This is a genomic window from Chryseobacterium sp. FG46 (assembly GCF_057809135.1).
The window spans coordinates 150,441-176,644 of the sequence record NZ_JBMDJJ010000001.1; the positions used below are offsets into that span (position 1 = coordinate 150,441).

Annotated in this window: 22 protein-coding genes; 10 read left to right on the forward strand and 12 right to left on the reverse strand. The window is 37.6% G+C overall.

Annotation, left to right across the window (positions count from 1 at the left end):
* Positions 1-5 precede the first annotated feature (5 nt).
* From ACODR7_RS00640 to ACODR7_RS00690, 11 genes are all read right to left on the reverse strand, one after another.
* Positions 6-1,610, reverse strand: a complete 1,605-nt coding sequence (locus tag ACODR7_RS00640) for a T9SS type A sorting domain-containing protein (protein WP_488836433.1) — start codon at positions 1,608-1,610, stop codon at positions 6-8.
* Between the two features lie 258 nt (positions 1,611-1,868).
* Entirely contained in the window at positions 1,869-3,776 is a 1,908-nt protein-coding gene (acs, locus tag ACODR7_RS00645) for an acetate--CoA ligase (RefSeq protein ID WP_488836435.1), read from the reverse strand.
* Between the two features lie 61 nt (positions 3,777-3,837).
* On the reverse strand, positions 3,838-5,724 hold the full coding sequence (locus ACODR7_RS00650; RefSeq protein ID WP_488836437.1) for an AMP-binding protein: 1,887 nt from the start codon (positions 5,722-5,724) through the stop codon (positions 3,838-3,840).
* A gap of 99 nt (positions 5,725-5,823) precedes the next feature.
* Positions 5,824-6,183 (reverse strand): response regulator transcription factor, encoded by a 360-nt coding sequence (locus ACODR7_RS00655; protein ID WP_110367230.1) that lies wholly within the window; start codon positions 6,181-6,183, stop codon positions 5,824-5,826.
* Between the two features lie 9 nt (positions 6,184-6,192).
* A complete protein-coding gene (locus ACODR7_RS00660; RefSeq protein WP_488836734.1) occupies positions 6,193-8,895 on the reverse strand; it encodes an ATP-binding protein in 2,703 nt (900 codons plus the stop codon).
* Entirely contained in the window at positions 8,888-9,082 is a 195-nt protein-coding gene (locus ACODR7_RS00665; protein ID WP_062670711.1) for a hypothetical protein, read from the reverse strand. The genes ACODR7_RS00660 and ACODR7_RS00665 overlap by 8 nt, the downstream gene beginning before the upstream one ends.
* A gap of 2 nt (positions 9,083-9,084) precedes the next feature.
* Positions 9,085-9,543: a GNAT family N-acetyltransferase gene (locus ACODR7_RS00670; RefSeq protein ID WP_488836440.1), complete on the reverse strand. Its 459-nt coding sequence runs from the start codon at positions 9,541-9,543 to the stop codon at positions 9,085-9,087.
* Between the two features lie 65 nt (positions 9,544-9,608).
* Complete coding sequence (locus tag ACODR7_RS00675) at positions 9,609-9,836, reverse strand: DUF6814 family protein (protein WP_034696261.1); 228 nt, start codon at positions 9,834-9,836, stop codon at positions 9,609-9,611.
* A gap of 43 nt (positions 9,837-9,879) precedes the next feature.
* Positions 9,880-11,460 (reverse strand): MFS transporter, encoded by a 1,581-nt coding sequence (locus ACODR7_RS00680; RefSeq protein WP_488836442.1) that lies wholly within the window; start codon positions 11,458-11,460, stop codon positions 9,880-9,882.
* A gap of 190 nt (positions 11,461-11,650) precedes the next feature.
* Positions 11,651-13,030: a porin gene (locus ACODR7_RS00685; protein ID WP_488836444.1), complete on the reverse strand. Its 1,380-nt coding sequence runs from the start codon at positions 13,028-13,030 to the stop codon at positions 11,651-11,653.
* 237 nt (positions 13,031-13,267) lie between these two features.
* Complete coding sequence (locus tag ACODR7_RS00690; RefSeq protein WP_110367226.1) at positions 13,268-13,684, reverse strand: IS1/IS1595 family N-terminal zinc-binding domain-containing protein; 417 nt, start codon at positions 13,682-13,684, stop codon at positions 13,268-13,270.
* Between the two features lie 160 nt (positions 13,685-13,844).
* Here ACODR7_RS00690 and ACODR7_RS00695 point away from each other — a divergent pair, with 160 nt between their 5' ends.
* The 8 genes from ACODR7_RS00695 to argH all read left to right on the forward strand — a co-directional run bounded on the left by ACODR7_RS00695 (position 13,845) and on the right by argH (position 22,893).
* The gene (locus tag ACODR7_RS00695; protein WP_488836446.1) at positions 13,845-14,510 is read left to right on the forward strand and encodes a GNAT family N-acetyltransferase; all 666 of its coding nucleotides are present in this window, start codon (positions 13,845-13,847) and stop codon (positions 14,508-14,510) included.
* A complete protein-coding gene (gene argG, locus ACODR7_RS00700; protein ID WP_488836448.1) occupies positions 14,482-15,678 on the forward strand; it encodes an argininosuccinate synthase in 1,197 nt (398 codons plus the stop codon). The genes ACODR7_RS00695 and argG overlap by 29 nt, the downstream gene beginning before the upstream one ends.
* Positions 15,679-15,730: 52 nt before the next feature.
* A complete protein-coding gene (argC, locus tag ACODR7_RS00705; RefSeq protein WP_488836450.1) occupies positions 15,731-16,696 on the forward strand; it encodes an N-acetyl-gamma-glutamyl-phosphate reductase in 966 nt (321 codons plus the stop codon).
* Between the two features lie 285 nt (positions 16,697-16,981).
* Complete coding sequence (locus ACODR7_RS00710) at positions 16,982-18,121, forward strand: aspartate aminotransferase family protein (protein ID WP_488836452.1); 1,140 nt, start codon at positions 16,982-16,984, stop codon at positions 18,119-18,121.
* A 242-nt stretch (positions 18,122-18,363) separates the two neighbouring features.
* Entirely contained in the window at positions 18,364-19,320 is a 957-nt protein-coding gene (locus ACODR7_RS00715) for an N-acetylornithine carbamoyltransferase (RefSeq protein WP_488836454.1), read from the forward strand.
* Between the two features lie 68 nt (positions 19,321-19,388).
* The gene (gene argB / locus ACODR7_RS00720; RefSeq protein ID WP_488836456.1) at positions 19,389-20,183 is read left to right on the forward strand and encodes an acetylglutamate kinase; all 795 of its coding nucleotides are present in this window, start codon (positions 19,389-19,391) and stop codon (positions 20,181-20,183) included.
* Positions 20,158-21,240 (forward strand): M20 family metallo-hydrolase, encoded by a 1,083-nt coding sequence (locus ACODR7_RS00725; protein WP_488836458.1) that lies wholly within the window; start codon positions 20,158-20,160, stop codon positions 21,238-21,240. The genes argB and ACODR7_RS00725 overlap by 26 nt, the downstream gene beginning before the upstream one ends.
* A gap of 348 nt (positions 21,241-21,588) precedes the next feature.
* The gene (gene argH / locus ACODR7_RS00730; RefSeq protein WP_488836460.1) at positions 21,589-22,893 is read left to right on the forward strand and encodes an argininosuccinate lyase; all 1,305 of its coding nucleotides are present in this window, start codon (positions 21,589-21,591) and stop codon (positions 22,891-22,893) included.
* 436 nt (positions 22,894-23,329) lie between these two features.
* On the opposite strand, the gene ACODR7_RS00735 is transcribed toward argH, so the two are convergent.
* The gene (locus tag ACODR7_RS00735; protein ID WP_002980286.1) at positions 23,330-23,791 is read right to left on the reverse strand and encodes an Lrp/AsnC family transcriptional regulator; all 462 of its coding nucleotides are present in this window, start codon (positions 23,789-23,791) and stop codon (positions 23,330-23,332) included.
* Between the two features lie 240 nt (positions 23,792-24,031).
* Here ACODR7_RS00735 and ACODR7_RS00740 point away from each other — a divergent pair, with 240 nt between their 5' ends.
* Both ACODR7_RS00740 and ACODR7_RS00745 read left to right on the forward strand, forming a co-directional pair.
* Complete coding sequence (locus tag ACODR7_RS00740; protein ID WP_488836462.1) at positions 24,032-24,922, forward strand: aspartate carbamoyltransferase catalytic subunit; 891 nt, start codon at positions 24,032-24,034, stop codon at positions 24,920-24,922.
* Between the two features lie 164 nt (positions 24,923-25,086).
* Positions 25,087-26,160: a carbamoyl phosphate synthase small subunit gene (locus ACODR7_RS00745; protein ID WP_488836464.1), complete on the forward strand. Its 1,074-nt coding sequence runs from the start codon at positions 25,087-25,089 to the stop codon at positions 26,158-26,160.
* The last annotated feature ends 44 nt before the right edge of the window (positions 26,161-26,204 follow it).

Below are 26,204 nucleotides of genomic sequence, written 5' to 3' on the forward strand. Positions count from 1 at the left end.
AGTTTTTATTTTTTTATCAATTTGGCATTCGCAGTTTTATTTGTATCCGTTTTGATCGTCACCAGATAAGCCCCTTGAACCAAAGCCTGGGTGTTGATCTTAGTCACTCTATTCTTCGTTTTAATACTCTGAAGCTGTCTTCCACTCATATCATACAAAAGAATATCTGCATCCTTGAAATCGAAACCGATTTCTACGTAAGCATAATCAGAGACAGGGTTTGGATAGATCTTGATGTCATATTTTTCAATTAACTGATCAACCTGCTTGTCTCCCAGCTTTACAATCTTCCAGTTTTCTTTCCCCAATTCTTCAGCACTGGTTCCTGCCAGAACAATAGAACCATCTCTGTTCAATTTTAAATCGGAAAGCCTTTCTTCCTTTTTTCTGGATTCTCCTTTGACGTGTTTTCTCCACTGCTCATTTCCGTTTTGGTCAAGGTAAAGCATCCAGAAAGTTTCGTCATCGGTTTGTATTCTTCCTTCAGCCTGAGTATAGCCTCCCAGCAGAATGCCTTTAGACTTCCCGTTTCCATCTTCCTGCTTCCCGCTTATTACACTCATACCCATCAGGATATCACGGTTCTTGAAATTGTAGGATTTCTGCCACTGTTCATCACCTCTTTCATTTAAAGCAATCAGCCAAAGGTCTGTTCCTTCCTCTAATCCGACGGTTTTGTTTCCCGATCTCTCCGATCTGGATTCCCCACCAACTATAAAACCATTGGAAGTTAATGCCAATGTTCTTATATGGTCATCACCTTTTCCCCCGAAATTCTTTTCCCATTCTACTTTTCCGTTTTTATCCAACTTGACAATCCAGTAGTCACCTTCACCGAAGTTGCTGCTGACTTTGGAATAAGAGTCGATCTTCACACCACTTCCAGCCTCTAACTTCCCGCTCCCAGCCTTTACTTCAGAACTCCTTGAATACATTCCCAGTAATGCCCCACCATCTTTCGTTGGAATCATCTTCTCTATTTCATCTAAACCTTTCCCTCCTAAAATTAATTGGGAAAGTTCTTTTCCGTCTTTATCCAGTTTTGTGATCAAAACATCTTTGGAACCATAGCCTTTTGATGAATTTTGCACATTTGCTGCAACAAAGAATCCTAAATCGGTAGTTTGGATAACAGCTCTTGCTTCTTCATCCGAAGAACTTCCAAGAGTTTTTTGCCATAGTTCATCACCAAATTCATTGATTCTGATTAGCCAGATATCTGAGCCTCCTTTGGAATCCTCTTTTTTATCCAGTCCTTTTCCTGAATAAGAAGTTCCGGCTAAAAGAAATCCGCCATCCTGGGTAGTAATAGTAGCAGACAGGTAATCATGATTTTGTCCTGCAAAGTATTTTTCCCAAACTTCTTGTCCCTGCTGGTTCAGTTTTACCAAATGAAAATCGTAACCGTTATTTTGCTTACTGTCTGAAGCCTTCTGCTTATCGCCTTGAATAGAGCTTCCTGTAATAAGGTATTGCTGATCGATTGTGGTAGTAACCTGACTTAGAAAATCCTGGGTAGAGGATTTGATGTCTTTTTGCCACACCACTTCTTGAGCAGATACCCACATGATTGTGCATAAAGTGAATGCACTGAGATAGAATTTTTTCATTCCATGTTTTTTTGAGTTAGTAATTAGTTTCTTAAACTTTGCGAATTTAACACTTTTTAAGGTGGGAAAATTATATTAATGCGATTTAATGTAAAACTTACTATTAAATATTTAACTTCCTTATTTATATTTAGTTTTATATTATTCTGTAGCAAAATTATCTGCATGCAACGACAAAACTTGTCGTAATTTTTTATTATAAAAACAAAAAGCCCCGAAATAAATTCCGGGGTCCACTATTGGTTAAATAATGATTAATTAAATTCTTTCGTTTTTGATTTCCTCTACAATTTCAGGATTTAAAAGCGTACTGATGTCTCCAAAATTACTGAAGTCCCCTTCTGCAATTTTTCTCAATATTCTACGCATAATTTTTCCGGAACGTGTTTTCGGAAGACCGGAAACGAACTGTATTTTATCCAGTTTCGCAATCGGCCCTATCTGATCTGAAATTAATTGGTTAATTTCTTTCTTCAGATTTTCTTTATCACGGCCTTCTCCGGTTTCTTTAAGCATCACATAGCCGTACAACGCATTTCCTTTGATATCGTGAGGGTAACCTACAATTGCGGATTCTGCAACAGCCGGATGCTGGTTGATGCTGTCTTCAATAGGTGCTGTCCCAAGATTGTGCCCTGAAACGATGATCACATCATCTACACGGCCCGTAATTCTGTAATAACCTACTTCATCTCTCAATGCACCATCACCGGTAAAATATTTTCCAGGGAATGCAGTGAAATAGGTTTCTTTATACCTTTGGTGGTCACCCCAGATGGTTCTCGCGATTCCAGGCCATGGAAAACGGATACAAAGATTTCCGGTTACCTGATTTCCTGTAATTTCATTTCGCTTATCATCCATCAGAACTGGCTGTACGCCTGGAAGTGGAAGAGTAGCATACGTTGGTTTGGTTGGGGTTACAAAAGGAAGCGGTGAAATCATAATTCCTCCGGTTTCCGTCTGCCACCATGTATCTACAATCGGACATTTTTTCTTCCCGACATGATCATTGAACCAGTGCCAGGCTTCATCATTGATAGGTTCTCCTACAGACCCGATCACTTTCAGGGAGCTTAAATCATGTTTGTCTACCCATTCTGTACTTTCTTTGGCTAAAGAGCGGATAGCGGTAGGAGCGGTATAAAACTGAGTAATTTTATGTTTTTCAATCACTTCCCAGAAACGATCTGGTTCAGGATACGTAGGAACTCCTTCGAAAATTACAGTGGTAGCTCCATTCAATAATGGTCCGTAAAGAATGTAGGAATGTCCGGTGATCCATCCGATATCTGCGGTGCACCAGTAGATATCATTTTCTTTATAATTAAAGACATTTTTGAAGGTATAGGCGGTATAAACCATATAGCCGGCGCAGGTATGAAGCATTCCTTTAGGCTTCCCTGTAGATCCTGAAGTATATAAAATGAAAAGCGGATCTTCAGAATCCATAATGACCGTAACGAAATCAGGAGAAGCTTTCTCATACAGATTCGCCATCCAGTAATCTCTTCCTTCTTTCATTGTAATTTCGTTATGGGTTCTCTTTACGACAAGAACTTTCTCAACAGTCGGTGTTTTTTCAAGCGCATCATCTACAATCGTTTTCAGGTCGAGAACTTTATTTCCTCTGTAGCTTCCGTCTGATGTGATGACCATTTTGGCTTCACAGTCATTGACCCTTGATGCAACTGCTGAAGCTGAAAATCCTGCAAAAATAACAGAATGTACGGCACCCAGTTTTGCACAGGCAAGCATCGTAACAGCCAGTTCAGGGATCATGGGAAGATAAATACAGACTCTGTCTCCCTTTTCAATTCCCATATCCCGTAAAATATTGGCTGTTTTATTAACACGCGTATACAGCTCATGGTAGGAAATATGCTGAGCTTCTTCCTTGGGATCATTAGGTTCCCAGATGATTGCTGTTTTTTCTCCTCTTATGGTAAGATGCCTGTCGATACAGTTTTTGGTAATATTGAGTTTCGCATTTTTGAACCAGGTAATCTTGGCTTCATTCATGTCGTACTTAACAACCTTGCTCCATCTTTGGTACCACACGAAGTTCTGATCCGCTACCTTATCCCAGAACTTTTTAGGATTTTTGATGGACTTTTTATAGTCTTCAAAATATTGTGGTAAATCTTCTATCAGGTAATTTCTCATATCCCTTTTGTTTTTTGAAATTTGAATTTATTATATTTTAAATTTATGTTTAATTTCTGGTTTAAGCCCTGTATTCCTCAATTTTTCCCTGAATTTCATCAATAATTTTTTCATCATCAATGGTGGATGGGATCTGGAAATCTTTGCCGTCAAGCAATGTTCTTATCAACTTTCTTAGAATTTTTCCGGATCTTGTTTTGGGTAAGCGTTTGACAACCATTACATTTTTTAAAAAAGCTACTGCTCCGATTTTGTTGCGAACCATCTGAATAATGTCTTTTTCAATATCTTCTTCAGAGATTGCTGAACCGTTCTTTAAAACCACCGTGGCAAAAGGAATCTGTCCTTTTAAGTCGTCATCAATACCTACCACAGCGCATTCTGCGACATCCGGATGTGAGGAAACAATTTCCTCCATTTCGGAAGTGGAAAGTCTGTGTCCTGCCACGTTGATCACATCATCCACTCTTCCTGTAATGAAAATATAACCGTCTTCATCCTGAATAGCACCATCTCCTGAAAAATAATATCCTTTATACTGAGACAGATAGCTGCTTTCAAAACGGGCGTAGTCCTTCCATATTCCAAGCATCGCGCCGGGTGGGAGAGGAAGTTTGATCACCAGATAGCCTTCATGGTGAGGATCAAGCTCAAATCCGGTTTCATCAAATATTTTAATATCATATCCCGGAACTGGCTTTCCTGCAGAGGCTCTTTTGATCTGATAGCTGTCGTCATGAGTCAGTAATCCAAGCATTGGCCAGCCGGATTCTGTCTGCCACCAATGATCTATTGCCGGAACGCCGATATGTTCTGCAAACCAGTCCAAAGTAGCCACATCACATCTTTCCCCGGCCAGAAACTGCTTTTTGAAATGAGATAAATCGTATTTTTTTACCAGTTCTCCGTTGGGATCTTCTTTTTTTATAGCCCTGATCGCGGTAGGTGCTGTAAACATTACTGAGACTTTATATTCTGAAATAATTCTCCAGAAAGTACCTGCGTCAGGAGTCATGATTGGTTTTCCTTCAAAAATAATAGTCGTATTTCTGTTGATTAATGGTCCGTACACAGAAAAACTATGTCCAACAGCCCATCCGAAGTCTGAAGCAGCCCAATACGTTTCTCCTGGCTCAACACCATAGACGTAAGTCATTGAGAATTGTAATGCCGTGGCATAACCTCCGGTATCACGAACGATGCCTTTAGGCTTTCCGGTAGTTCCTGAGGTATAAAGAAGGTAAAGCGGATGAGTTGATTCTACAGAAATACAGGCTGCGGGAGCTGATTTTTCTACTAATTCTTCATAATCGATTAGTCCTTCAAACATTTCATCCTTATTATCGACCAGCTTTCTGTTGTATACAATGATATTATCTACTTTATCCTGTGCCAGTTCAATTGCTTTTTCTACCAGTGGCAGATAAGGAATTCTCCTGGCAATTTCTACTCCCGCTGTAGCGGTGATCAAAACTTTAGGTTTACAGTCATCAATTCTTACAACAAGCTCATGAGGAGCGAAACCTCCGAAAACCACATTATGAATAACCCCGATTCTTGCGCACGCGAGCATAGCAAAAAGAGTCTGTGGAATCATAGGCATATAAATGACAGCGGTATCTCCTTTTTTTAATCCCAATGAAGCCAATCCGCCAGCCAGTTTTGCAATCTCTTCCTTTGCCTGGTTGAAAGTATAGGTTTTCTTTTGATGGGTGACAGGAGAATCATACACGATGGCAGCCTGATCCCCAAATCCGTCTTCAATGTGTTTGTCAATACATAAGTAACACATATTGAGCTTTCCGTCTGAAAACCACTGTGGGTAATCGTTTTCACCATGGGAAAGAATTTGTTGGGGAAATTCAAACCATTTGATTTCTTCTGCCTGTTTTTTCCAGAAGTCTTCTTTGTTTTCTATACTTTGTTTAAATAATGTATCTGTTTCCATGTCAATAGTTGTATGTTTCGTTTAATACCCTTGTCAAGGTTTTAAACCTTGACAAGGGTAAGTAGTTGTGTTATTACGAGCTAAAGGTGAAACAATCTCTTAAAACATCTCCTCAATCTGCTGCATCAGTTTCTTGATAGAGTATGGTTTTGTGACATAGGCATCCGCGCCCATTTCCAGTCCTTTTTCTATATCTCTGGGATTATTTTTTGCACTCAGAAAGATTACTTTGGTGTCTTTCAGTTTTTCGTCCTGTTTAATAAGATCTAAAGTGCTGTAACCATCAAGGTTGGGCATCATAATATCGAGAAGAATCACGTCCGGTACCATGGTTTTCAGGAATTCGAGGACTTCTGTTCCGTCACGGGCAATATAGACATCATATCCGTTTTTCTTAAAGCTGTATTCTAACGACATTAATATTTTGTGTTCGTCATCTGCAATGATTATCTTTTTCATAAGAAGGTTTTAATGGTGTTCAACTTCATTGGTAATTTCTTTTTTCGTTTTTTCGGGAATGCTGATGGTGAAAGTTACGCCCAGTCCACTGTTTTCTGCTTTTATTCTTCCTCCGTGTGCCTCTACAATTTTTTTGGAAATGGCCAGTCCCAGTCCGCTTCCGGTAGGCTTTAAAATATTCTGATTTTTCGACTGATAAAATTTGTCAAAAATCATTTCCAGATCCTCTTCCGGAATATGCTTTCCGGTATTAAAAATGGTGATAATCAGCTGATCCTCTTTTTCAAATAATTTGGTCTGAATTGTCCCTTGTTCTTCTGTGAATTTTAAGGCATTTCCCCAGATATTCTGAAACAGTTGTATCATTCTCGCTTCATCATATTCAAATATAAACTGATTCAGAAGATTAACTTCACTTAAATGAATGTTTTTCTGCTGTATCAGATGAAGAAGGGGATTTAAGGCTTTTTTATACGTTTCAACAATATTGTTTTCCTGAATATGTAAAGAGATTTCACCATGCTGTAATTTGTCCAGATAAAGAATATCATTGATGATTTCACTTAATCTGTCGGATTCTGTGATGATGTTGTTCAGAAACTCCTGTTTGATGTCAAAAGGAATATCATCATCATCGGCTAAAATTTCTCCCGCAGAACGGATGGCCGTAATCGGAGTTCTCAGCTCGTGGGCAACAGAGTCCAGAAAGTCGTCTTTTTGACGGTCTTTGATGATCAGGCTTTCATTGGCTGTTCTCAGGTCATCAGAAAGTTTCTGCAGTTCTTCAGACTGTTCGGTAAGTTTTTTATTTAAGCTGATATTTTCCTGTGATTCTTCAAGGATATTCAAAACTTCTTTCAACGATATCTTATCTTCTTTGGTTACCCCCTCGATTAATATTTTTGCGGAAGCCGTACCAATTCTTCCGGCCAAAAGATTTTCTGAGAATTTGATAAACCTTGAATCAGCAGTTTCCGTTTTGGAATCGATGTTATATTTTAAATTGAAAATTCTTAGTGCCTGTTCCGTTTTATTTTTGCCTAAGAAACGTTCAAGAATGTTCTGGATGTCCGAAATATAAGCCGTTCCACGCCAGATAAAAGCATTTTCGTGATTCTGAATATACTTGTCTATATCTACATACAGCTCAGCAAAGTTTCTTTCGCGGTAATTTCCTTTGGAGCTTACAGATACGATAGTAAATAAGCTTGTGTTCACCAGCATCGACCAGAAAAAGATCTGTGGAATTCTTCCCAAAAAAGGAATGGTGAAAAAACCAAAAGCATTATACATTTCCCTGAGGACTCCTTTGAATTCCTGATTGTAAGAAAAATAATACTGGGGAATAATGAGTCCGAAATAACAGATGGCTAATCCGGCTAAAAGTCCTGCAACAGCACCTTTATAACTTCCTCTTCTCCAGAATAAAGCTCCGAAAAATGCAGGTGCCAATTGTGCAATCACTACAAATGAGATTAATCCTACCGAATCCAGTGATGTTTTCAGGATGAAATATTTATAAAAGGCAAAAGCCATAATGATCAGCGCAAAAATGCTGAACTTTCTGATATTGGTAATACTTCTGGTATTCTTTTCTTCACTTTCAGATTTTAATTTTCCCAGTAATCCGTATGGAATAATGAGATTATTGGAAAGCATGATGGATAGAGTAATAGCAGAAATAATAATCATGGAAATACATGAGCTCAATCCGCCAAGAAAAACAAACACAGTAATTAAAGTATTGTCAAAATGCTGTGGAATCAGAATAGAGTAGAACTCGGGATTTACTTTCTGTCCGTCAAAAATTAATCTTCCTCCCCAGGCAATCGGGAAAATAAATATAGTGAAGATTAAAAGATAAAGCGGGAAAAACCAAATGGCTGTTCTGATATGTTTTTCCTGTCTGTTCTCAACAATGGCGGTGTGGAACTGTCTTGGCAAAATGCAGATTGCTGTAGCAGAAATCATACAAAGAACCATCCAGTTCATCGCACCTTCAATGCCATTGAAGGTGTTTTTTTCTTTAAAATCTTCAAACTTACTGGCTTTCTCATAGATATCTGAGAATCCGTCAAAGACATAATAAATGACAAAAAATCCGAGAATAATAATAAAAAATAGTTTTAAAAAGCTTTCCAGAGCAATTGCCGAGATAATTCCAAGCCGCTTTTCAGAAGCATCTACATATCGTGTTCCGTAATAAGAAGAAAATAAGGCGATTAAAACCACAACGAAAGTTGCGTTATCAGTCAGGATATCCTTCGACATCGGAGTTTCTGTCACTAAGTGAAAGGTTTCAGAAATAGCTTTAATCTGCAGCCCGATATAGGGTACAATTGCCAGAAGACAGACCACTGTGATTATGGCACTCAGGCTTCTGCTGTTGCCGTATCTTAATGAAATGAAATCCGCAAGGCTGCTTATTTTATTGACTCTGGAAATCCTTACAATCCGGGTATTGATGTAAATCCATGCCGGAATTATCATAATAGGACCTATATAAATCGGAAGATAGTTTAGTCCGCTTGTAGCTGCCACACCAATACTTCCATAATACGTCCAGGCAGTACAATATACAGCAAGGGACAGAGCATAGATATATGGATTATTGATCCATAATTTACTTCTTTTCTTCTCTGCTAAATGAGCAACTAAGAAAAGGAGAGCCAGATAAAACAGAACAACAAAAAATAATGCGAGACTATTCATCATGTCTTTTTACAATTACAAAAGAAATCACAATGGAAATCATCCAGACCACGAAAAGGTAAATAAGGATCATTGGATAGCCCAAAACCTCCCTGTCACTGTTGAAAAGCAGTGAAATAGGAATGCTGAAAGCAATCATAAGCCCTACGCTCAGTATGATAAGTTTTTGTTCGTGTCTTTTTTTCATAACTATTTTATTTCCTTACCGAAGCATATAGCTTCTTCACGTCCGATGTAAATTCCATAATTTTCAATGATCTTATATTCGTTTTTCAGATAAAACTTTACAGCACTGTCATTTTTTTTACGGGTTTCCAGATAGATGTATTTATAGTGAAATTGTTTTGCAGCGATTTCTAATGCTGAGAGAATCTTTCCACCCAGCCCTATATTTTTTTCCAGAGAAAACATGCGTTTGATTTCACATATTTCTGGTGAAAGCGGGCGAAAACCTCCACAGGCTATAGCTTTTTCATCACTTACAGCAATGAGAAACAAAGCTTTCTCCTGGGTAAAGTCATCCAGGTTTGCACTTTTGCTTCCACTCTCACCGGAGATTGTTATAAGAGAAGTATTTAATCTGTGAATCAGATCAATAACTCTTTTATCTTCAGAGGGGCGTGGAATTGCTTTAATTGTGATTTCCATTTTTGATAATTGATAACAGATAATTGATGAATGCTGCATTCATCAATTATCTGTTTTTTTTGTTTTTAAATTTTATCGTCAGAATATTCTCCTTTTAAAGCATAATATCCGAAAATAGCCATTCCGCCTGAGATAATCGGCATCAGTACAAAGAGAATGATGATCCCAAAAACCAGATCTTCCTGTTTTCCGGATGCGATTTTAGGAATTCCCAATACCGTAATTCCGAAATAGCCTACAATCACCGCAATAGCGATCCAGAGAATGCCTAATATTTTTTTTAGTCCGTTCATTTTAGTAGTTTTAAAATTAATAAAAATTTGAGTGATTCAGTGCTTAATCGTGAAGATTGTTGTTCTTATTTTTAAGATAAAATAATCCGATAATCAAACATACTCCTGCAACTCCAATCGGGTACCAGAGTCCTTCCAGATACCATGTCGCGTGGCCCGCTTCTTTTCCTGTAGTCACCAGATAAGTAGCCACTGCCGGAAGAAGTCCTCCAAATACTCCGTTTCCGATGTGATAAGGTAATGACATTGAGGTATAACGGATTCTCACAGGGAACATTTCAACAAGGAAAGCAGCGATAGGTCCGTAAACCATTGTCACAAAGATCACCTGGATGAAAACAAGGAATACCAGATACCATTTGGTGTCGTCACTTAATTTTAAACTTTGAGACACTTTGGCTTCTTCAGGTTTTCCGTCTTTCATAACAACTCCTGAGGGAGACCAGTGAACAATGCTGTCTTTTTTAATTAAAGTTCCATCTGTATAAAGAGTTTCTTTGTGAAAAGTTACTAAACTGTCTGTTGCGATATCGTTGTGGATTTTTGCCGTTCTTTTTTCTGTAATTCCATTCGCAGCAACCGTTTTATTTTCAAGGTTTACACTTTTAAACATGCTGTCATAAATAGGTCTGTAAGCTAAAATAGCGATCAGCATTCCGGTCATCATTACAGCTTTTCTTCCGATTTTATCAGAAAGCCACCCGAAGAATACAAAGAAAGGAGTTCCTAAAAACAAAGCGGTAGCCATGAGTGAATCTACCTGTGCAGATTCTACATTCATCACTTTTTGAAGGAAACTCATTGCATAGAACTGACCTGTATACCAGATCACCCCTTGTCCCATGGCAGCCCCGAATAAAGCCAATAGTACAAACTTGAAATTGTATTTATTCCCGAAACTTTCTTTTAAAGGGTTTTTGGAAGTTTTACCTTCACTTTTAGCCTTAGCAAAAAGAGGAGATTCTTTCATATTCTTTCTGATAATGTAAGATACAGCCACCATTAAAATGGAAATCCAGAAAGGAACTCTCCATCCCCAGGTATCAAACTCTTCTGCTGAAAGAGTTGTTTTGGTGATCAGAATAACGATTAATGAAATGAAAAGTCCGGCTGTTGCTGTAGTCTGGATCCATGAGGTCCAGTAACCTCTTCGGTGAGGTTGGGCATATTCTGCTACATACGTAGCCGCACCTCCGTATTCACCTCCTAAAGCAAGCCCCTGAAGTAATCTTAAAATTAAAACTAAAACCGGTGCCAGAAATCCAATGGTCTCATAACTTGGAATACATCCGATCAGGAAAGTGGAAAATCCCATAATCAGTAATGTAACCAGGAAAGTATATTTTCTTCCGATAAGATCTCCCAGTCTTCCAAAAAATAGTGCTCCGAAAGGTCTTACCACAAATCCGGCGGCAAAAGTAGCCAGGGTGGATAAAAATGCTGCAGTAGGATTATCCGCAGGGAAAAATTTGGTCGCTAAAACAACGGCTAAACTTCCGAAGATGTAAAAGTCGTACCATTCTATTAATGTTCCGAGTGATGAGGCAGTGATCACGCTCCAGATGGTGCGGTTTTTCTGCCTGTCGGTCATATTTTCGTAGCTTTCGTGATGATTTTCGCTCATATTGATTAGTTTTTGATGTTAGTAGAATAGGATTTTATTTTGAAATTGCTTTTTAAACTATTAAGGGATTTTAAGTTGATAAGAAAAATTAAGATTACAGCTAAAGCTGTTTTATTCGGCGGTATTCTTATCCATATTTGATGGAGCTTAACTTATCATAATTTCTTTATTATTCTTAATGGTTTATATTTTACAAATAGATTTGAAACTGTACGATAAATTCTCCTTTTGAAGAAGGGCTTTCCGTAGGGTTCGTATAAACCGGTCTTGTTGAATATTGTGTTGTTATTTTTGCATGATGACCATCTATAAACCAGTTGGCTCCGACATCAAACTGGGATGAAGATTTATCAAAAGCCTCAAAACTTTTGTGCGTATAAGCCGCGAAAGGCTGTATTCTGATTTTTGGCTTTTCTGCCTGGCTTGGTAATAGTAAACCTGCCTGTGCGTAGATAATATTACCTGTCCCGATGGTTGGCTGCAGGTTTCCTGGTCCTGCAATGGCTTTGTTGCCGATGAAATTAGGATCTGATGCTCCGACGTTCATTGTTCCCAGGTTTCTTACATAATTCGGTCCGAAATTGTAATTATAATATCCGGCATAGGCAGAAACGGCCATTTTGTTTTTTGCTTCGCCCAAAGGAATATCCGCAAAAGCATCTACTGCAAAAAGAGTGATATCATGCTTTTCAATGTTTGAATTGACAGAAGTTCTTGTTCCGTCAGCCTGATGATAAAAGCCGGCACCTACATTGAAAACCTTTTTCGTTCCAAGGTAAGATCCTACTTTAAAAGGAAGGGTGTTGGACTCTTCATCCAGAAATTGATACTCAACATATCCTGCTTTTGAGAAACTGGGATTTCCGTTATTGTCCACTGCTACGGCTTTTGCAGGATCTGTTACATTCACAGGAATAAGATCTGTAGCGAAGGGTTTATTTAAGCTGAAACGATATTCCAGTTTTCCATACTTTCCTTTAGCAAACATTCCGAGCTGTCTTGCAAACTGATCAGAGTTATCGATTAAAGGCCATGAAAAAACAGGAGAATCTAATGTAAGGAAATTAAGCGTGGATGCCATAGTCATTCGGGAAAGTCCCATGTAATAATGAAGCCCTGCCCCTAAAGATAAACTGAATTTTCCTGCTTCTCCAGGTAAAATAACTGCGTATTCATTCCAGGCATCATGAAAAAATAACTGTGTTTTCTTTCCGTTGCCATAACCTCCTGTGCCTGAAGTACCTGAAGCGCCGCCATTAATAAAAGTCTGATTATTAATACCGAAATGGAGTAGAATCATATATCTTTTTGAGATCTGTGCGTAGGCTAAAGCACGTAATCTTCTGTTTCCCAGACTCCATGAATTATCGGTGGGTTCACCGCCTACCATAGTTCCGGGGTTCATAGATGTATTTCTTACCCAAAACTGGTCCCATAAAATAAATCTGACGAATTTATCACCGTTTTGGTTGAGGTTGAGTTTTAAGCCACTGCCATAATCAGGAGAACCTTGCGAGTATACAGAACTGCTGATTAAAGCTAATCCAATGAATGTAAGTAATTTCTTCATAAATTATCAATTTTTGGCGTTGTTTTTTGTGAATGCCAAATTGTAATTAATAATTTATTTATGAAAATTTAATATATATTAGTGGTAATAGTATAGTTATTATTTTCCAAACTTTCGGACTTCAGGCTACGGAGTTTTAATATAAATGATTCAAGTGATTGATATTTAATATTATATTAAATCTTGTACCTTGTATTTCGCATCTTGTAATCCGAAACCTCGCCTCATGTACTACGCTTACTTCTTAAACCGCTCCCACTTAATCAGCATATACTTATCTGCGAATTGGGTAATGATAATTCCTGAGTTTTTAATGTTTTCTTCCTGCGCGATATATTCAATGAGTTCGTTTTGCTTTAATATTTTATAAACAGGATGGAATTCAGAATGGGGAGGTCTTGTGATATTGTACTTTTTGATCCATGAACTTATGGTAACGTGTGAAACGCCTATAATTCTTTCAATTTCACGATAGCTTAGACCCTCCAGATAAAGCTGAAGTGCTTTGGTGACATAGTAATCGTCAATTTGTTTCCCCAGTTTTTTAACGGTAAAATAATATTGACAGTCTTTGCAGTGGAAGCGCTGTTTTTCATTGATGATGCCGCTTTTTACCACTTTGATGCTCTTACATTTTGGGCAGGTATTTTCCATAACTATATTATTTTAGCAAATATATAATAAATTAGCAAATGTATATTTTTCAATAAAGATAATTTTACCTGTTTAAAATTTTAAAACAAAAAAAATATCTTTTTTATTTGGATTTAAAAGAAATTATATTTTAAATTTGCCAAAAAATTTAGATAAATAAATGGAAATAGAAATTTCCTCATGCGAACATCTAATGTATGTGAGTGAAATACAGCAGGAAATGTATGATTCTGCGCAGCGTAGAGGAACGGGTATCGCAAAACGTTCCATAGAATATTTGAGTAAAAAGATTTCAGAGGGCAATGCTGTGGTAGCCACTGAAAACGGTGAGTGGGTAGGTTTCTGTTATATAGAGACCTGGTCACATGGGAAGTTTGTGGCTAATTCGGGGCTGATTGTGTCACCGAAATTCAGGAACGGGGGAGTAGCAACTCAGATCAAGCAGAAAGTTTTCCAGTTATCTAGAGACAAATATCCGGATGCAAAAGTATTTGGATTAACAACAGGTTTGGCAGTGATGAAAATCAATAGTGATTTGGGATATAAACCCGTGATCTATTCTGAACTGACTCAGGATGAAGAATTCTGGAACGGCTGCAAAAACTGTGTAAACTATGAGATTTTAATGATGAAGGAACGCAAAAACTGTCTGTGTACAGCCATGTTATTTGTTCCTGAAAACGATAAAAAAAAAGAGGAGGTAGTGAATAATCTGCCTGAAAATAAATATGATGGAATGATTCAGAAAGATTTTGATGAATTCCATGTGATCATTAATAACAATAAAAAGAGTCCAGATGAAAAAGAAAGTCATCTTAGCGTTTAGCGGAGGTTTAGATACTTCCTACTGTGCTAAATATCTTAGTGAAACACTGGGATATGATGTGTATGCTGTTACTGTAAATACCGGAGGTTTTTCAAAAGAAGAGGAAGAAGAACTGGAGAAAAAAGCCTTAAACCTTGGAGTAAAAGAATACAGGTGCGTAGACGCTCAGGAAGATTACTACAATTCATGTGTGAAATATTTGATTTTCGGGAATGTATTGAAAAATAATACGTATCCGCTTTCTGTAAGTGCTGAGCGTACTATTCAGGCGCAGGAAATTGCAAAATATGCCATTGAAGTACAGGCAGATGCTATTGCTCACGGAAGTACAGGAGCTGGAAATGATCAGGTTCGTTTTGATCTGATCTTCCAGGTAATGTGTCCGGATATTGAAATCATTACGCCCATTCGTGATATGGCTTTGTCCCGTGAAGAAGAAATTGAATTTTTGAAGCAGCACGGATATGAAATGGAATTCCAGAAGGCTCAATATTCCGTAAATAAAGGGCTTTGGGGAACTTCAGTAGGAGGAAAGGAAACTTTAACTTCAAGAAATTATCTTCCGGAAGAAGCTTTTCCATCTCAAATCAAAGAAACTCAGCCTTCAGAACTTGAAATTGAGTTTAAAAACGGAGAGGTTGTAGCTGTCAATGGAGAAAGTTTTGAACATTCAGTATATGCCATTCAAAAAATAGAAGAATTGGCTTCAGCATATGGAATTGGCCGTGATATCCATGTGGGAGACACTATTGTTGGGATTAAAGGACGAGTGGGATTTGAAGCAGCTGCCGCATCAGTGATCATCAAAGCACATCATTTATTGGAAAAGCATACGCTTTCAAAATATCAGCAAATGATGAAGTCGCAGTTATCCGACTGGTACGGAAACTGGCTTCATGAAGCACTTTTCTTAGATCCTGTGATGAGAAATATTGAGTCTTTCTTGGTAGATTCTCAGAAAACAGTAAGCGGAAAAGTATTTGTAACCCTTCATCCATACAGATTTATTCTTAACGGAATTGAATCTGATCATGATCTGATGTCCGACAAATTCGGAAGCTATGGAGAAGCGAACAGAGCATGGACGGGAGAAGATGTAAAAGGATATACGAAGATTGTCAGCAACTCTTTAAATATATACCACCAGATTAACCAAAATATCAACTAGTTCCGAAAGGACGATATAATGAAAGGCAGAACAAAAATCTGTCAGAATCAAAATGAAGAAAACAGTAGGAATCATTGGTGCCAACGGTTATACAGGAAGTGAGCTGATACGCTTACTGGCTTTTCATCCCCATGTGACATTGAGTTTTTTATATAGTCGTTCAAATTCGGGAACAAAAATTTCAGATCTGTACCCGGATTTAACGACGGTTTGTGAAATGGTTTTGACCGATAAACCTGAAGATGTAAATATTCTTTTTCTGTGTCTTCCGCATAAAGAAAGTCAAAACTGGTTAACTCAAAATCCTGTCAAAGATGAAACGCTGGTGATTGATCTTGGAAACGATTTCCGTTTAGAAGGAAGTTTCGGAAACAGAGATTTTATCTACGGATTACCGGAGATCAATAAAAAAAAACTGGCTGGAGCAAAAAGTATTGCCAACCCGGGATGTTTTGCAACAGCTATTCAATTGGCTTTATTGCCATTGGCAGAAAAAGGAGTGTTACATGAAGTTTTTACCACAGGGATAACGGGTTCTACAGGAGCCGGACAGTCTTTGCAGGCAACGACTCATTTTACCTGGAGAAATGATAATGTTTCAGCTTATAAAACATTAACTCATCAACATGTGGATGAGATTTTGCAGCAGCTGATTGCATTCAATAATAAAGAAGTAAACCTGAACTTTGTTCCTTGGAGAGGAGATTTTGCAAGAGGGATTTTTACAAGTTCCACCATGAAGACGGAGCTGGAGCTGGAGGAAATAGAACATTTGTATCAGGATTTTTATGCAGAGGAGCCTTTTGTTACAGTAAGCAGGAAGGCAGTGGATTTAAAGCAGGTTGTCAATACCAATCGCTGTGTGATTCAAATCGAAAAGAGTGGAAATGTTGTCGTTATTCACTCAGCGATTGACAATTTGTTAAAAGGTGCTTCGGGACAGGCTGTACAGAATATGAATCTGGCCATGAACTGGGACGAAAATGCAGGACTGAATTTGAAGCCAATAGCCTTCTAAATTGACAATAAATAATTGAGAATTTTAAACAAGAAGTAAATCCGACTTAGGAAAATGGAGCGTTAAGAAAATTAATTCTATGAACGTTAAGAAAATTCTACTGTTCGAAGTGCGAGGAAAATAAAGAACCGAAGAACCAATTTGGATTTCGCACAAGTTTTAGAATTTTTAGAGAATAGAACTAATTTTTAGCGGAAGTTTCCAGGTCTTGAACTTTTGTTTCTTTTGTTTGACTATGTCGAATCTTCGATTTCAAGACAAAAGAAAGATAAAAAAAAACAAAAAATGAATTTATTCAACGTATATCCATTATTCAACATCAATCCGGTTAAGGCTCAGGGATCTTTTCTTTGGGATGATAAAGGAGAACAATATCTTGATTTCTATGGAGGTCATGCTGTAATTTCTATCGGACATAACCACCCGCATTATCAGAATAAGCTGAAAGATCAGCTGGAAAAAATCTCCTTTTATTCTAATTCCGTTCAGAATGAATTACAGACTGAGCTGGCAGAAAAATTAGGAAAGCTTTCAGGATATGAAGATTATAACCTTTTCCTATGTAATTCCGGAGCTGAAGCCAATGAAAATGCATTGAAACTGGCTTCTTTTCATAATGGAAAAAGCAAAGTACTTTATTTTTCAGGTTCATTCCACGGGAGAACTTCTGCAGCGGTTTCTGTGACAGATAATCCAAAGATTGTGGCTCCGGTTAACTTTTCCGAAAGATTTATCAAATCAGCATGGAATGATGTGCAACAGCTTGAAGAGACCTTTGAAAAATTTGGAAATGAAATTTCTTCTGTGATCATTGAAGGAATTCAGGGAGTAGGAGGAATTATGATTCCAACACCGGAATTTTTATCTACAATCAAAGAGCTGTGCAAAAAATATGATGCTGTTCTTATTTTGGATGAAGTGCAGTCCGGATATGGGAGAAGCGGATATTTCTTTGCTCATCAGGAATTGGGTGTAGAAGCAGATATTATCACTACAGCAAAAGGAATGGGGAACGGATTTCCAGTGGGTGGAGTTTTGATTCATCCGAAATTCGAGGCGAGCAACGGTTTGCTAGGAACTACATTTGGAGGAAATCATCTGGCTTGTGCTGCTTCAATTGCTGTGCTGGACGTGATGAAAGATGAAAATCTTATCGAAAACGCTCAGAAGATGGGCGAATATATTGAAAATGAAATTAAAGATTTACCACATATTACATCCATCCGAAGGAAAGGATTGATGATCGGAATAGAACTCGACAGAGACTGTTCAGAAACAAGGAAAAGCTTATTGTTTGATCATCATATTTTCACTGGAAACTCGAATGATAAAACAGTACTTAGGATTCTTCCTGCACTGAATATCAAAAAAGAGGAAACAGATCTTTTCATCAATGCTTTGAAAACAGTGTTAGGAAGTATTTAAGATGCAAAAGGCAAATAGCAAAAAGGCACTGCGTTTGTCATTCTGAATGAAACAAAGTGGAGTGAATAATCTCTTAACAATATAATAATGTAAGATTCTTCCTTCGTCAGAATGACAAAACAACCGTCAATTGCTGAGTGAAACGCCTTAGCGAACGAAAAAAAATCAGTGAAACGCTTTGTGCCCTTGCGTGGTAAAATTCTCAAAAATGTGTAAACAAAATCTTTAAAATCAATTTCAAAATGAAAAAATTTACCTCTGTAAGTGATGTGGAAAACTTACAGGACATTATAAAAAAAGCCTTACAAATAAAGGAAAATCCTCTTGCCGAAACAGAAAAAGGAAAGGGGAAAACAATAGGACTTGTATTTTTAAACTCAAGTTTGAGAACCCGTCTGAGCAGTCAGATTGCAGCTCAAAATTTAGGTTTAAATGTTTTGATATTAAACGCTGCGCAGGAAGCCTGGAATCTTGAATTTGCAGACGGAGCAGTAATGAACGGTGATACAGTGGAACATATCAAAGATGCCATTGAAGTGTTAAACCAATATTGTGATATCATCGCTGTGCGTTGTTTTGCGGGAATGAAGAGTAAAGAAGATGATGTGAATGAAAGTATCTTAAGCCAGTTTGAAAAGCATGCAAAAGTGCCTGTTATTTCACTGGAATCTGCTACCCGTCACCCGCTGCAAAGTTTAGCAGACTGTATTACGATTACAGAAAACTGGGAAAAAGACCATAAGCCCAAAGTTGTATTGACCTGGGCACCGCACATCAAGCCTATTGCTCATGCCGTTGGAAATTCTTTCGCAGAATGGATGCAGGAAATGGATGTGGAGTTGGTGATTGCCAATCCTGAGGGATATGATTTAGATAAAAACTTTACAAAAGACGTAAAAGTAATTCATGATCAGGATGAAGCTTTGAAAGATGCTGATTTTATCTATGTAAAAAACTGGTCTTCTTTTGATGACTATGCAGCAATGCCTGAAGTGAAAGGGGATTGGATGCTGACCAACGAAAAACTAGCCCGCACCAATGAGGCAAAAGTAATGCACTGTCTTCCGGTTCGCCGTAATGTAGAATTGAGTGATGAAGTAATGGATGGAGATCATTCTATCATCTACCAGCAGGCAAAAAACCGAATTTTCTCTGCACAGGCTGTGTTCAGTGAAATTTTAGATGAATTAAAAGCCTGAAATAATCCTTGTCAAGGTTTAAAACCTTGACAAGGATAGAAAAGAGTAAAAATCACAAAACGTTTACAATGAAAGAAAAGTTATACATCATAAAAATTGGCGGAGCTTTAATTGATGATGAGGAATTGTTAACCCAATTCTTAGAACAGTTTTCTGAAATCCAGGAAAAGAAGATCCTTGTTCATGGTGGTGGAAAGCTGGCAACAACGCTGGCTGATAAACTGGGGATCGAACAAAAGATGATCAACGGAAGGAGGATTACGGATAAAGAAACTTTGGACATTGTAACAATGGTGTATGCAGGAGGAATCAATAAAAATATTGTAGAGAAGCTGCAGCAGAAAAAGTGCAATGCCATAGGCTTTTCCGGAGCAGACGGAAATTTAATTAAAGCTAAGAAAAGAGAACATCCTGAAATCGATTTTGGATTTGTGGGGGATATCACCAAGAAAAGTGTGAACAGGAAACTGGTGTCAAAACTAATCAAGCTGAATCTTGTTCCTGTATTTTCTGCGATTACCCACGACAGAAAAGGAAATCTCTTCAATACCAATGCAGATACCATTGCTTCTGTAATGGCGCAGGCTCTTTCAGAGAAATATGAAGTTGAACTGTTGTACTGTTTTGATAAAGAAGGGGTTTTAGAAGATGTAAATGATCCTGAATCTGTGATTAAAAGTGTAACTGAAGAAGATTTTACCACACTAAAAGAAGAAGGAAAACTTCACAAAGGGATTTTACCCAAACTTGAAAATGCTCTTGGAGCTGTAAAAAATAATGTAGAGAAAGTGTTTCTGATCAAAGAAACAGAATTGAAAAACCATATAGAAAATCATCATGCAGGAACTGAAATCTGTTTATAATAAAGAAGAGCTGTTGAATAATGCGGTCGGATTGCTTAAAAATTTGATTGAAATTCCTTCATTCAGTAAAGATGAGTTTAATACATCGGTAGAAATTGAAAATTTTTTCAAAAAACATCAGATTCCTACCAAACGTTTTAAAAACAATATCTGGGCGGTGAACAAACACTTTGATGTTTTTAAGCCTTCCGTTTTACTGAATACGCATCATGACACGGTAAAGCCCAATAAAGCTTATACGCTGGATCCGTTTGTTCCTGTTGAAAAAGACGGCAAGATTTTCGGATTGGGAAGTAATGATGCCGGAGCTTCTCTGGTTTCTATGGCACAGGTTTTTTTACATTTTTATGATAAAGAGGATTTAAAATATAATTTAGTTATTGCTTTGACGGCAGAGGAGGAGATTTCAGGATTTGATGGAATTGAAGCTCTGTTTCCGCAGCTACCCAATGTAGAACTCGCCATTGTAGGAGAACCCACGCAGATGAATCTGGCGATTGCAGAAAAAGGACTTTTGGTGATTGATGGAGAAATGAAAGGGACTCCTTCTCATGCCGCTCATCCCAATCATGATAACTCGATTATAAAATGTATGCAGGATCTGCAGAATATTTTAGACTTTAAATTTCCGAAGGTTTCAGAATATCTGGGAGAGGTTAAAGTTACTTTATCAGGAATTCATGCCGGGGTACAGCATAATGTCGTTCCGGAATCTTGTAACTTCACGTTGGATGTAAGAGTAACGGATGAATATTCCAATCAGGAAGCGTTTGAAATTATCCAGTCTCAGATGAAATCTACTTTAACGGCAAGATCATTCAGGCTGAATTCTTCAAAAATCGAAATGGATCACCCATTCGTAAAAGCAGGAATTGAAATCGGAAGGACCACCTATGGTTCACCTACTTCCTCAGATCAGGCGATTATTCCATGTACATCAGTGAAAATAGGTCCTGGAGACAGTAGGCGCTCTCACACAGCAGATGAATTTATCTATATCCATGAAATAGAAGAAGGAATAGAAATTTACATCAGAATTTTAGAAAAAGTGTTATAAAGAAAGGAAGAATGAAGTGGGAAGATGGAAGTTTGTTACAGTTTGTAATTCACTTCCGGTCTCCATCCTCAGGATTCCAGCTCAATATATGTTTTGATCCGCCCGGCAGGCACTTGAAGTTTAGTTTTTAATAAGATTTATGCAAAAAGAAAATTAGAAATGAAAGCTTTACATAAGGAAATGTTTTTTTATAGTTAATAGTAATAAGGATTGCCTTGCCGGGCATGTCAAAACCAACAAATATTTTAAATCAAATATGATCATGAATCACTACCCACGAATTTTTCTGGAAATATAACAGACAGAAGTGGTGATTGCATATGATTTAAAAAAAATAAACAAGTATATATGAAAAAGATATGGCAGAAGGATGACCTTGCCACCAATATATTAGTCAATAATTTCACAGTCGGTAAAGACCTTGACTTTGATGAACGTTTAGCCAAATATGACGTGAAAGGTTCTATGGCGCATTGTAAAATGCTGGCAGAAACCGGAATTATCACTCAGGAAGAATCGGAGCAGATGCTGTCTGTTTTACATAGTGTTTTAAATCAGATTGAGGATGGAACTTTTGAAATTGATAAAGATGCTGAGGATATCCATTCTCAGGTAGAAGCAATCCTGATTGAAGAATTAGGAGATACAGGAAAGAAAATCCATACGGCAAGATCAAGAAACGATCAGGTTTTACTGGATATCAAATTGTATTTATTGGATGAAATCCGTGAGATTACAGCCCTTACAGATGAGTTTTTCCAGATTTTAATTCAGCTGGCGGATCAGCATAAAAATGTTCTGCTCCCGGGCTATACCCATTTGCAGATTGCAATGCCTTCATCATTCGGATTATGGTTCGGAGCTTATGCAGAAGCGCTTTTAGACGATGTGGAAATGCTGTTTTCAGTAAAAAATATCATTAATAAAAATCCACTGGGATCAGCTGCTGGTTATGGTTCGTCTTTTCCGATCAATCGTGAAAGTACCACTTATAATCTAGGCTTCCAGTCCATGAATTACAATTCTGTGTATGCTCAGATGACCCGTGGAAAGTCTGAAAAAATGCTGGCCATGGCGATGGCTACTTTAGCCGGAACACTTGGTAAATTTGCTTATGATGTGTGCCTGTATTTGAGCCAGAACTTTGATTTCATTAGCTTTCCAAAGGAATTTACTACAGGAAGCAGTATAATGCCTCATAAAAAGAATCCGGATATCTTTGAGCTGGTTCGTGCGCGATGCAACAGAATCCAGTCACTTCCGAATGAATTGATTCTATTGACAAGCAATCTGCCTTCAGGATATCACAGAGATGTACAGCTGACGAAAGAAATACTTTTCCCTGCGATAGATTCTTTAAAGGAATGTCTGGAAATTTTAAGCTATACTTTACCGAATATTAAGGTGAAAGACGGGATTCTGAAGGATGAAAAGTACAAATATCTTTTCAGCGTAGAAAAGATTAATGAAGAAGTGAAAAACGGAAGCTCATTCCGGGATGCTTATGTAAAAGTAGGGCAGGAGATTGAAAACAATGCATTTGAATTCGAACCTGGAAATCTTGAACATACCCATCAGGGAAGTATTGGGAATCTTTGTCTGGATAAAATAGAATATCAGTTTAATAAACTGAAAAATAAATTATTGGGTTAGAATCTAAGCCATTAAGGTCAGCAAAAACTTAGGCAAAAACCAGTGGAAATTCTAAAATTATTTTAGCCTGCTGTCTTTTCGTTGTGAAAGCCTTAATCTTAAATCTTATCTGCTTAAGTGACCTTAATGGCTTGATTGTAATCCCGTTCTTTGAATTTGATGATTGATAAATTGAACCATTAAGGTTGATTAATATTTTAAAGTAAGTTAAGAAAATCTACTGCATAAAATTTTATCGGAGATAAAATCTTTGCGCCCTACAACATGAAGTTTATGAATTTCTTTTGTTTCTAACAAAATACGAGTTTATAAAAGAAGTTGGTATACGCAAAGGCGCAAGAAATAATACAAAAAATGTATTTGGATTTTAAGGCGCAAGAAAATCCTTGATTTTCAGCAAGGAGTTTAAATCAGTTTTGGTTTAAAAATAGAAGGATTATTCTAAATCAATTTTGAATTTGGTAGATTTTTTCACCTCGTGAAGTACAATGGAACTGTGGTATTGTCCGATATTGGGAATATTTGAAATAACATTAACAGCAAACTCGTTATAAGAATTGATGTCCTTGGCAATAATCTTCAACATATAGTCATACTCTCCGGAAAGGCTGATGATTTCCTGTACTTCATCATATTTTCCGATATGGTTCTCAAAGGTTTCCAATACTTTCTTGGATTGTTCCTTAAGACGGACGTTACAGTAGACCACAATATTCAAACCCAATTTTTCACGGTTTAAAAGCCCGACATATTTCTGAATGATCCCCTGCTTCTCCAGTTGTTTGATTCGCTCATACGTAGGAGTAAAGGTAAGACCTATCTTTTCGGAAATTTCTTTAACCGATAATGTAGAGTCTTCCTGAATAATACTGAGAATCATTTTGTCTTTTAAATCCATAGAATAAATTTGTGTGTTAACAAAAATATTAATTTTAAATGAGAATAAGGAAAGACTGAGGTTTTTAATTTATTTTAAACATAATTTTTGCCGGTTCATAAAATTGTTGTATCTTTGCACCTAATGAATAAAAAAGCATTTATATCATTAGATTTACCGGGCGAAAGCGCCCTTTACGATATTTATTGTTATTAGCGAAGATTGTTGTCTTCGCTTTTTTTATGCCCAAAAATAAGAATTATGTTTACGATTACAGAACTAAGCACCGAGAGAATCAACAGTATACTGACAGAAGCGCTGGCTTTTGCAAACGGTAAAACTGCTAAAATTGAAGGGGAAGTTTTTTGCTCAAACCTTTTCTTCGAAGACAGTACAAGAACAAAAACAAGTTTTGATCTTGCAGAAAGAAAGCTGGGACTTCAGGTTGTTCCCTTTGATGCATCACACAGTTCGGTAAACAAAGGCGAAAGTCTTTATGACACAGTAAAGACTATTGAAAGTATAGGAGTAAACCTTGTGGTGATCCGTGATAAGAAAGACAGATACTTCGAGGAGCTGAAAAATATTAATATTCCGGTAATCAACGGAGGAGATGGAACAGGAAACCATCCTTCACAATGTATGCTGGATCTGCTGACGATCTATCAGGAATTCGGAAAGTTTGAAGGATTGAAAGTAGGAATTGTAGGAGATGTAAAACACAGCCGTGTAGCGAACTCCAATGCGGAGGCTTTAAGAAGGTTAGGCGCTAAAGTATACTTCTCAGGACCGGAACAATGGTTTGATGAAGGAGCCTTAATCAACGGGACTTATATGTCAGTAGATGAGCTGATCGGCGAAGTGGATGTTTTAATGTTATTAAGAATCCAGCACGAAAGACACGATGCTGCAATGAGCTTCACCGCTTCAGAATACCATAAAAGATATGGACTGACGAAAGAAAGAGAAAAAGCCATGAAAAAAGAAGCGATCATCATGCATCCGGCTCCGATCAACAGAGGAGTGGAAATAGATTCAGATCTTGTAGAATGCGAAAGATCAAGAGTTTTCAAGCAAATGCAGAATGGTGTTTTCGCGAGAATGGCCATTTTGAAAGAAGCATTGGAAAGTAAAGGATATACTTTTAAATAAGAGCCAGGGTAAAAGTAAGAAGGTAAAGTTAAAGAGCCCCGTAGGGGCGGCCTGTTAATAGCAATGGGAGAGAACCCCATAAAATAAAAGGATGTATACAATCCAAGCCCTGTAAGGGCGACCTGTTAATGACATATATAAATAATAAGAGATAAAAGTTTAAAATGAAGAAAAAATTAATACTGGAGTCCGGTGAAGTGTTTCATGGAGAAGGTTTCGGAGCAGAATTGGAAACTGCAGGGGAAGTAGTTTTCAATACCGGAATGACAGGGTATCAGGAACTGATTTCTGACCCATCGTATTGCGGTCAGATAGTTTGTATGACCTATCCGCTTATCGGAAATTATGGTATTAACCGTGATGATTATGAAAGTATTGAGCCGGCAATCAAAGGGCTTATCGTAAAAGAACTTTGCGATCTTCCTTCCAATTTCCGTACTCAGATTACTTTAGACGAATTATTTAAAAAGAAAAACCTTTCAGGAATTTCAGGAATTGACACAAGAAGACTGACAAGAGTTCTTCGTAACCATGGAGTAGTAAAAGGAAAAATTGTAAATGCAGATACTGATGAAGCTGCAGTAGCTTCAGAATTGAAGGCAACGAGTTTCCCAACCAATCAGGTAGAGGAAGTTTCTACAAAAACACCTTATGCTAACCCAAACAGAGGTTTTAAAGTAGTATTGGTAGATTTCGGGGCAAAATTGGGAATTATCAGAGAACTGTCTCAAAGAAACTGTGATATCATTGTGGTTTCCCAGGATACTACAGCAGAAGAAATCCTGTTGATGGATCCGGACGGAATTATGTTGTCAAACGGTCCTGGTGACCCGGAAGATGTACCACACGCATTGGATATGATCAGAGGATTATTAGGAAAAGTCCCAATCTTCGGAATCTGTTTGGGACACCAGCTAATTGGTCTTGCCTGTGGAGCGAAAACTTTCAAACTGAAATTCGGACACAGAGGAGGAAATCACCCGGTATTGGATCTGGAGAAAAATACAGTAGCTATTACTTCTCAAAACCACGGATACGCGGTAGATCAGGAAAGCTTAAAAGGAACAGACCTTATCGAAACGCACATCGCATTGAACGACAGAACAAATGAAGGGTTGAAACATAAAATTCACCCTTGCTTCTCAGTTCAGTATCACCCTGAAGCGAGCCCTGGTCCTGAAGATGCAAACTACCTGTTTGATGAGTTCATTCAAATGATGGAGGACTTTAAAAAGTAAGATTCAAGAGCCAAGAACCAAGAGTCAAGACTTAAGAGAGAAAA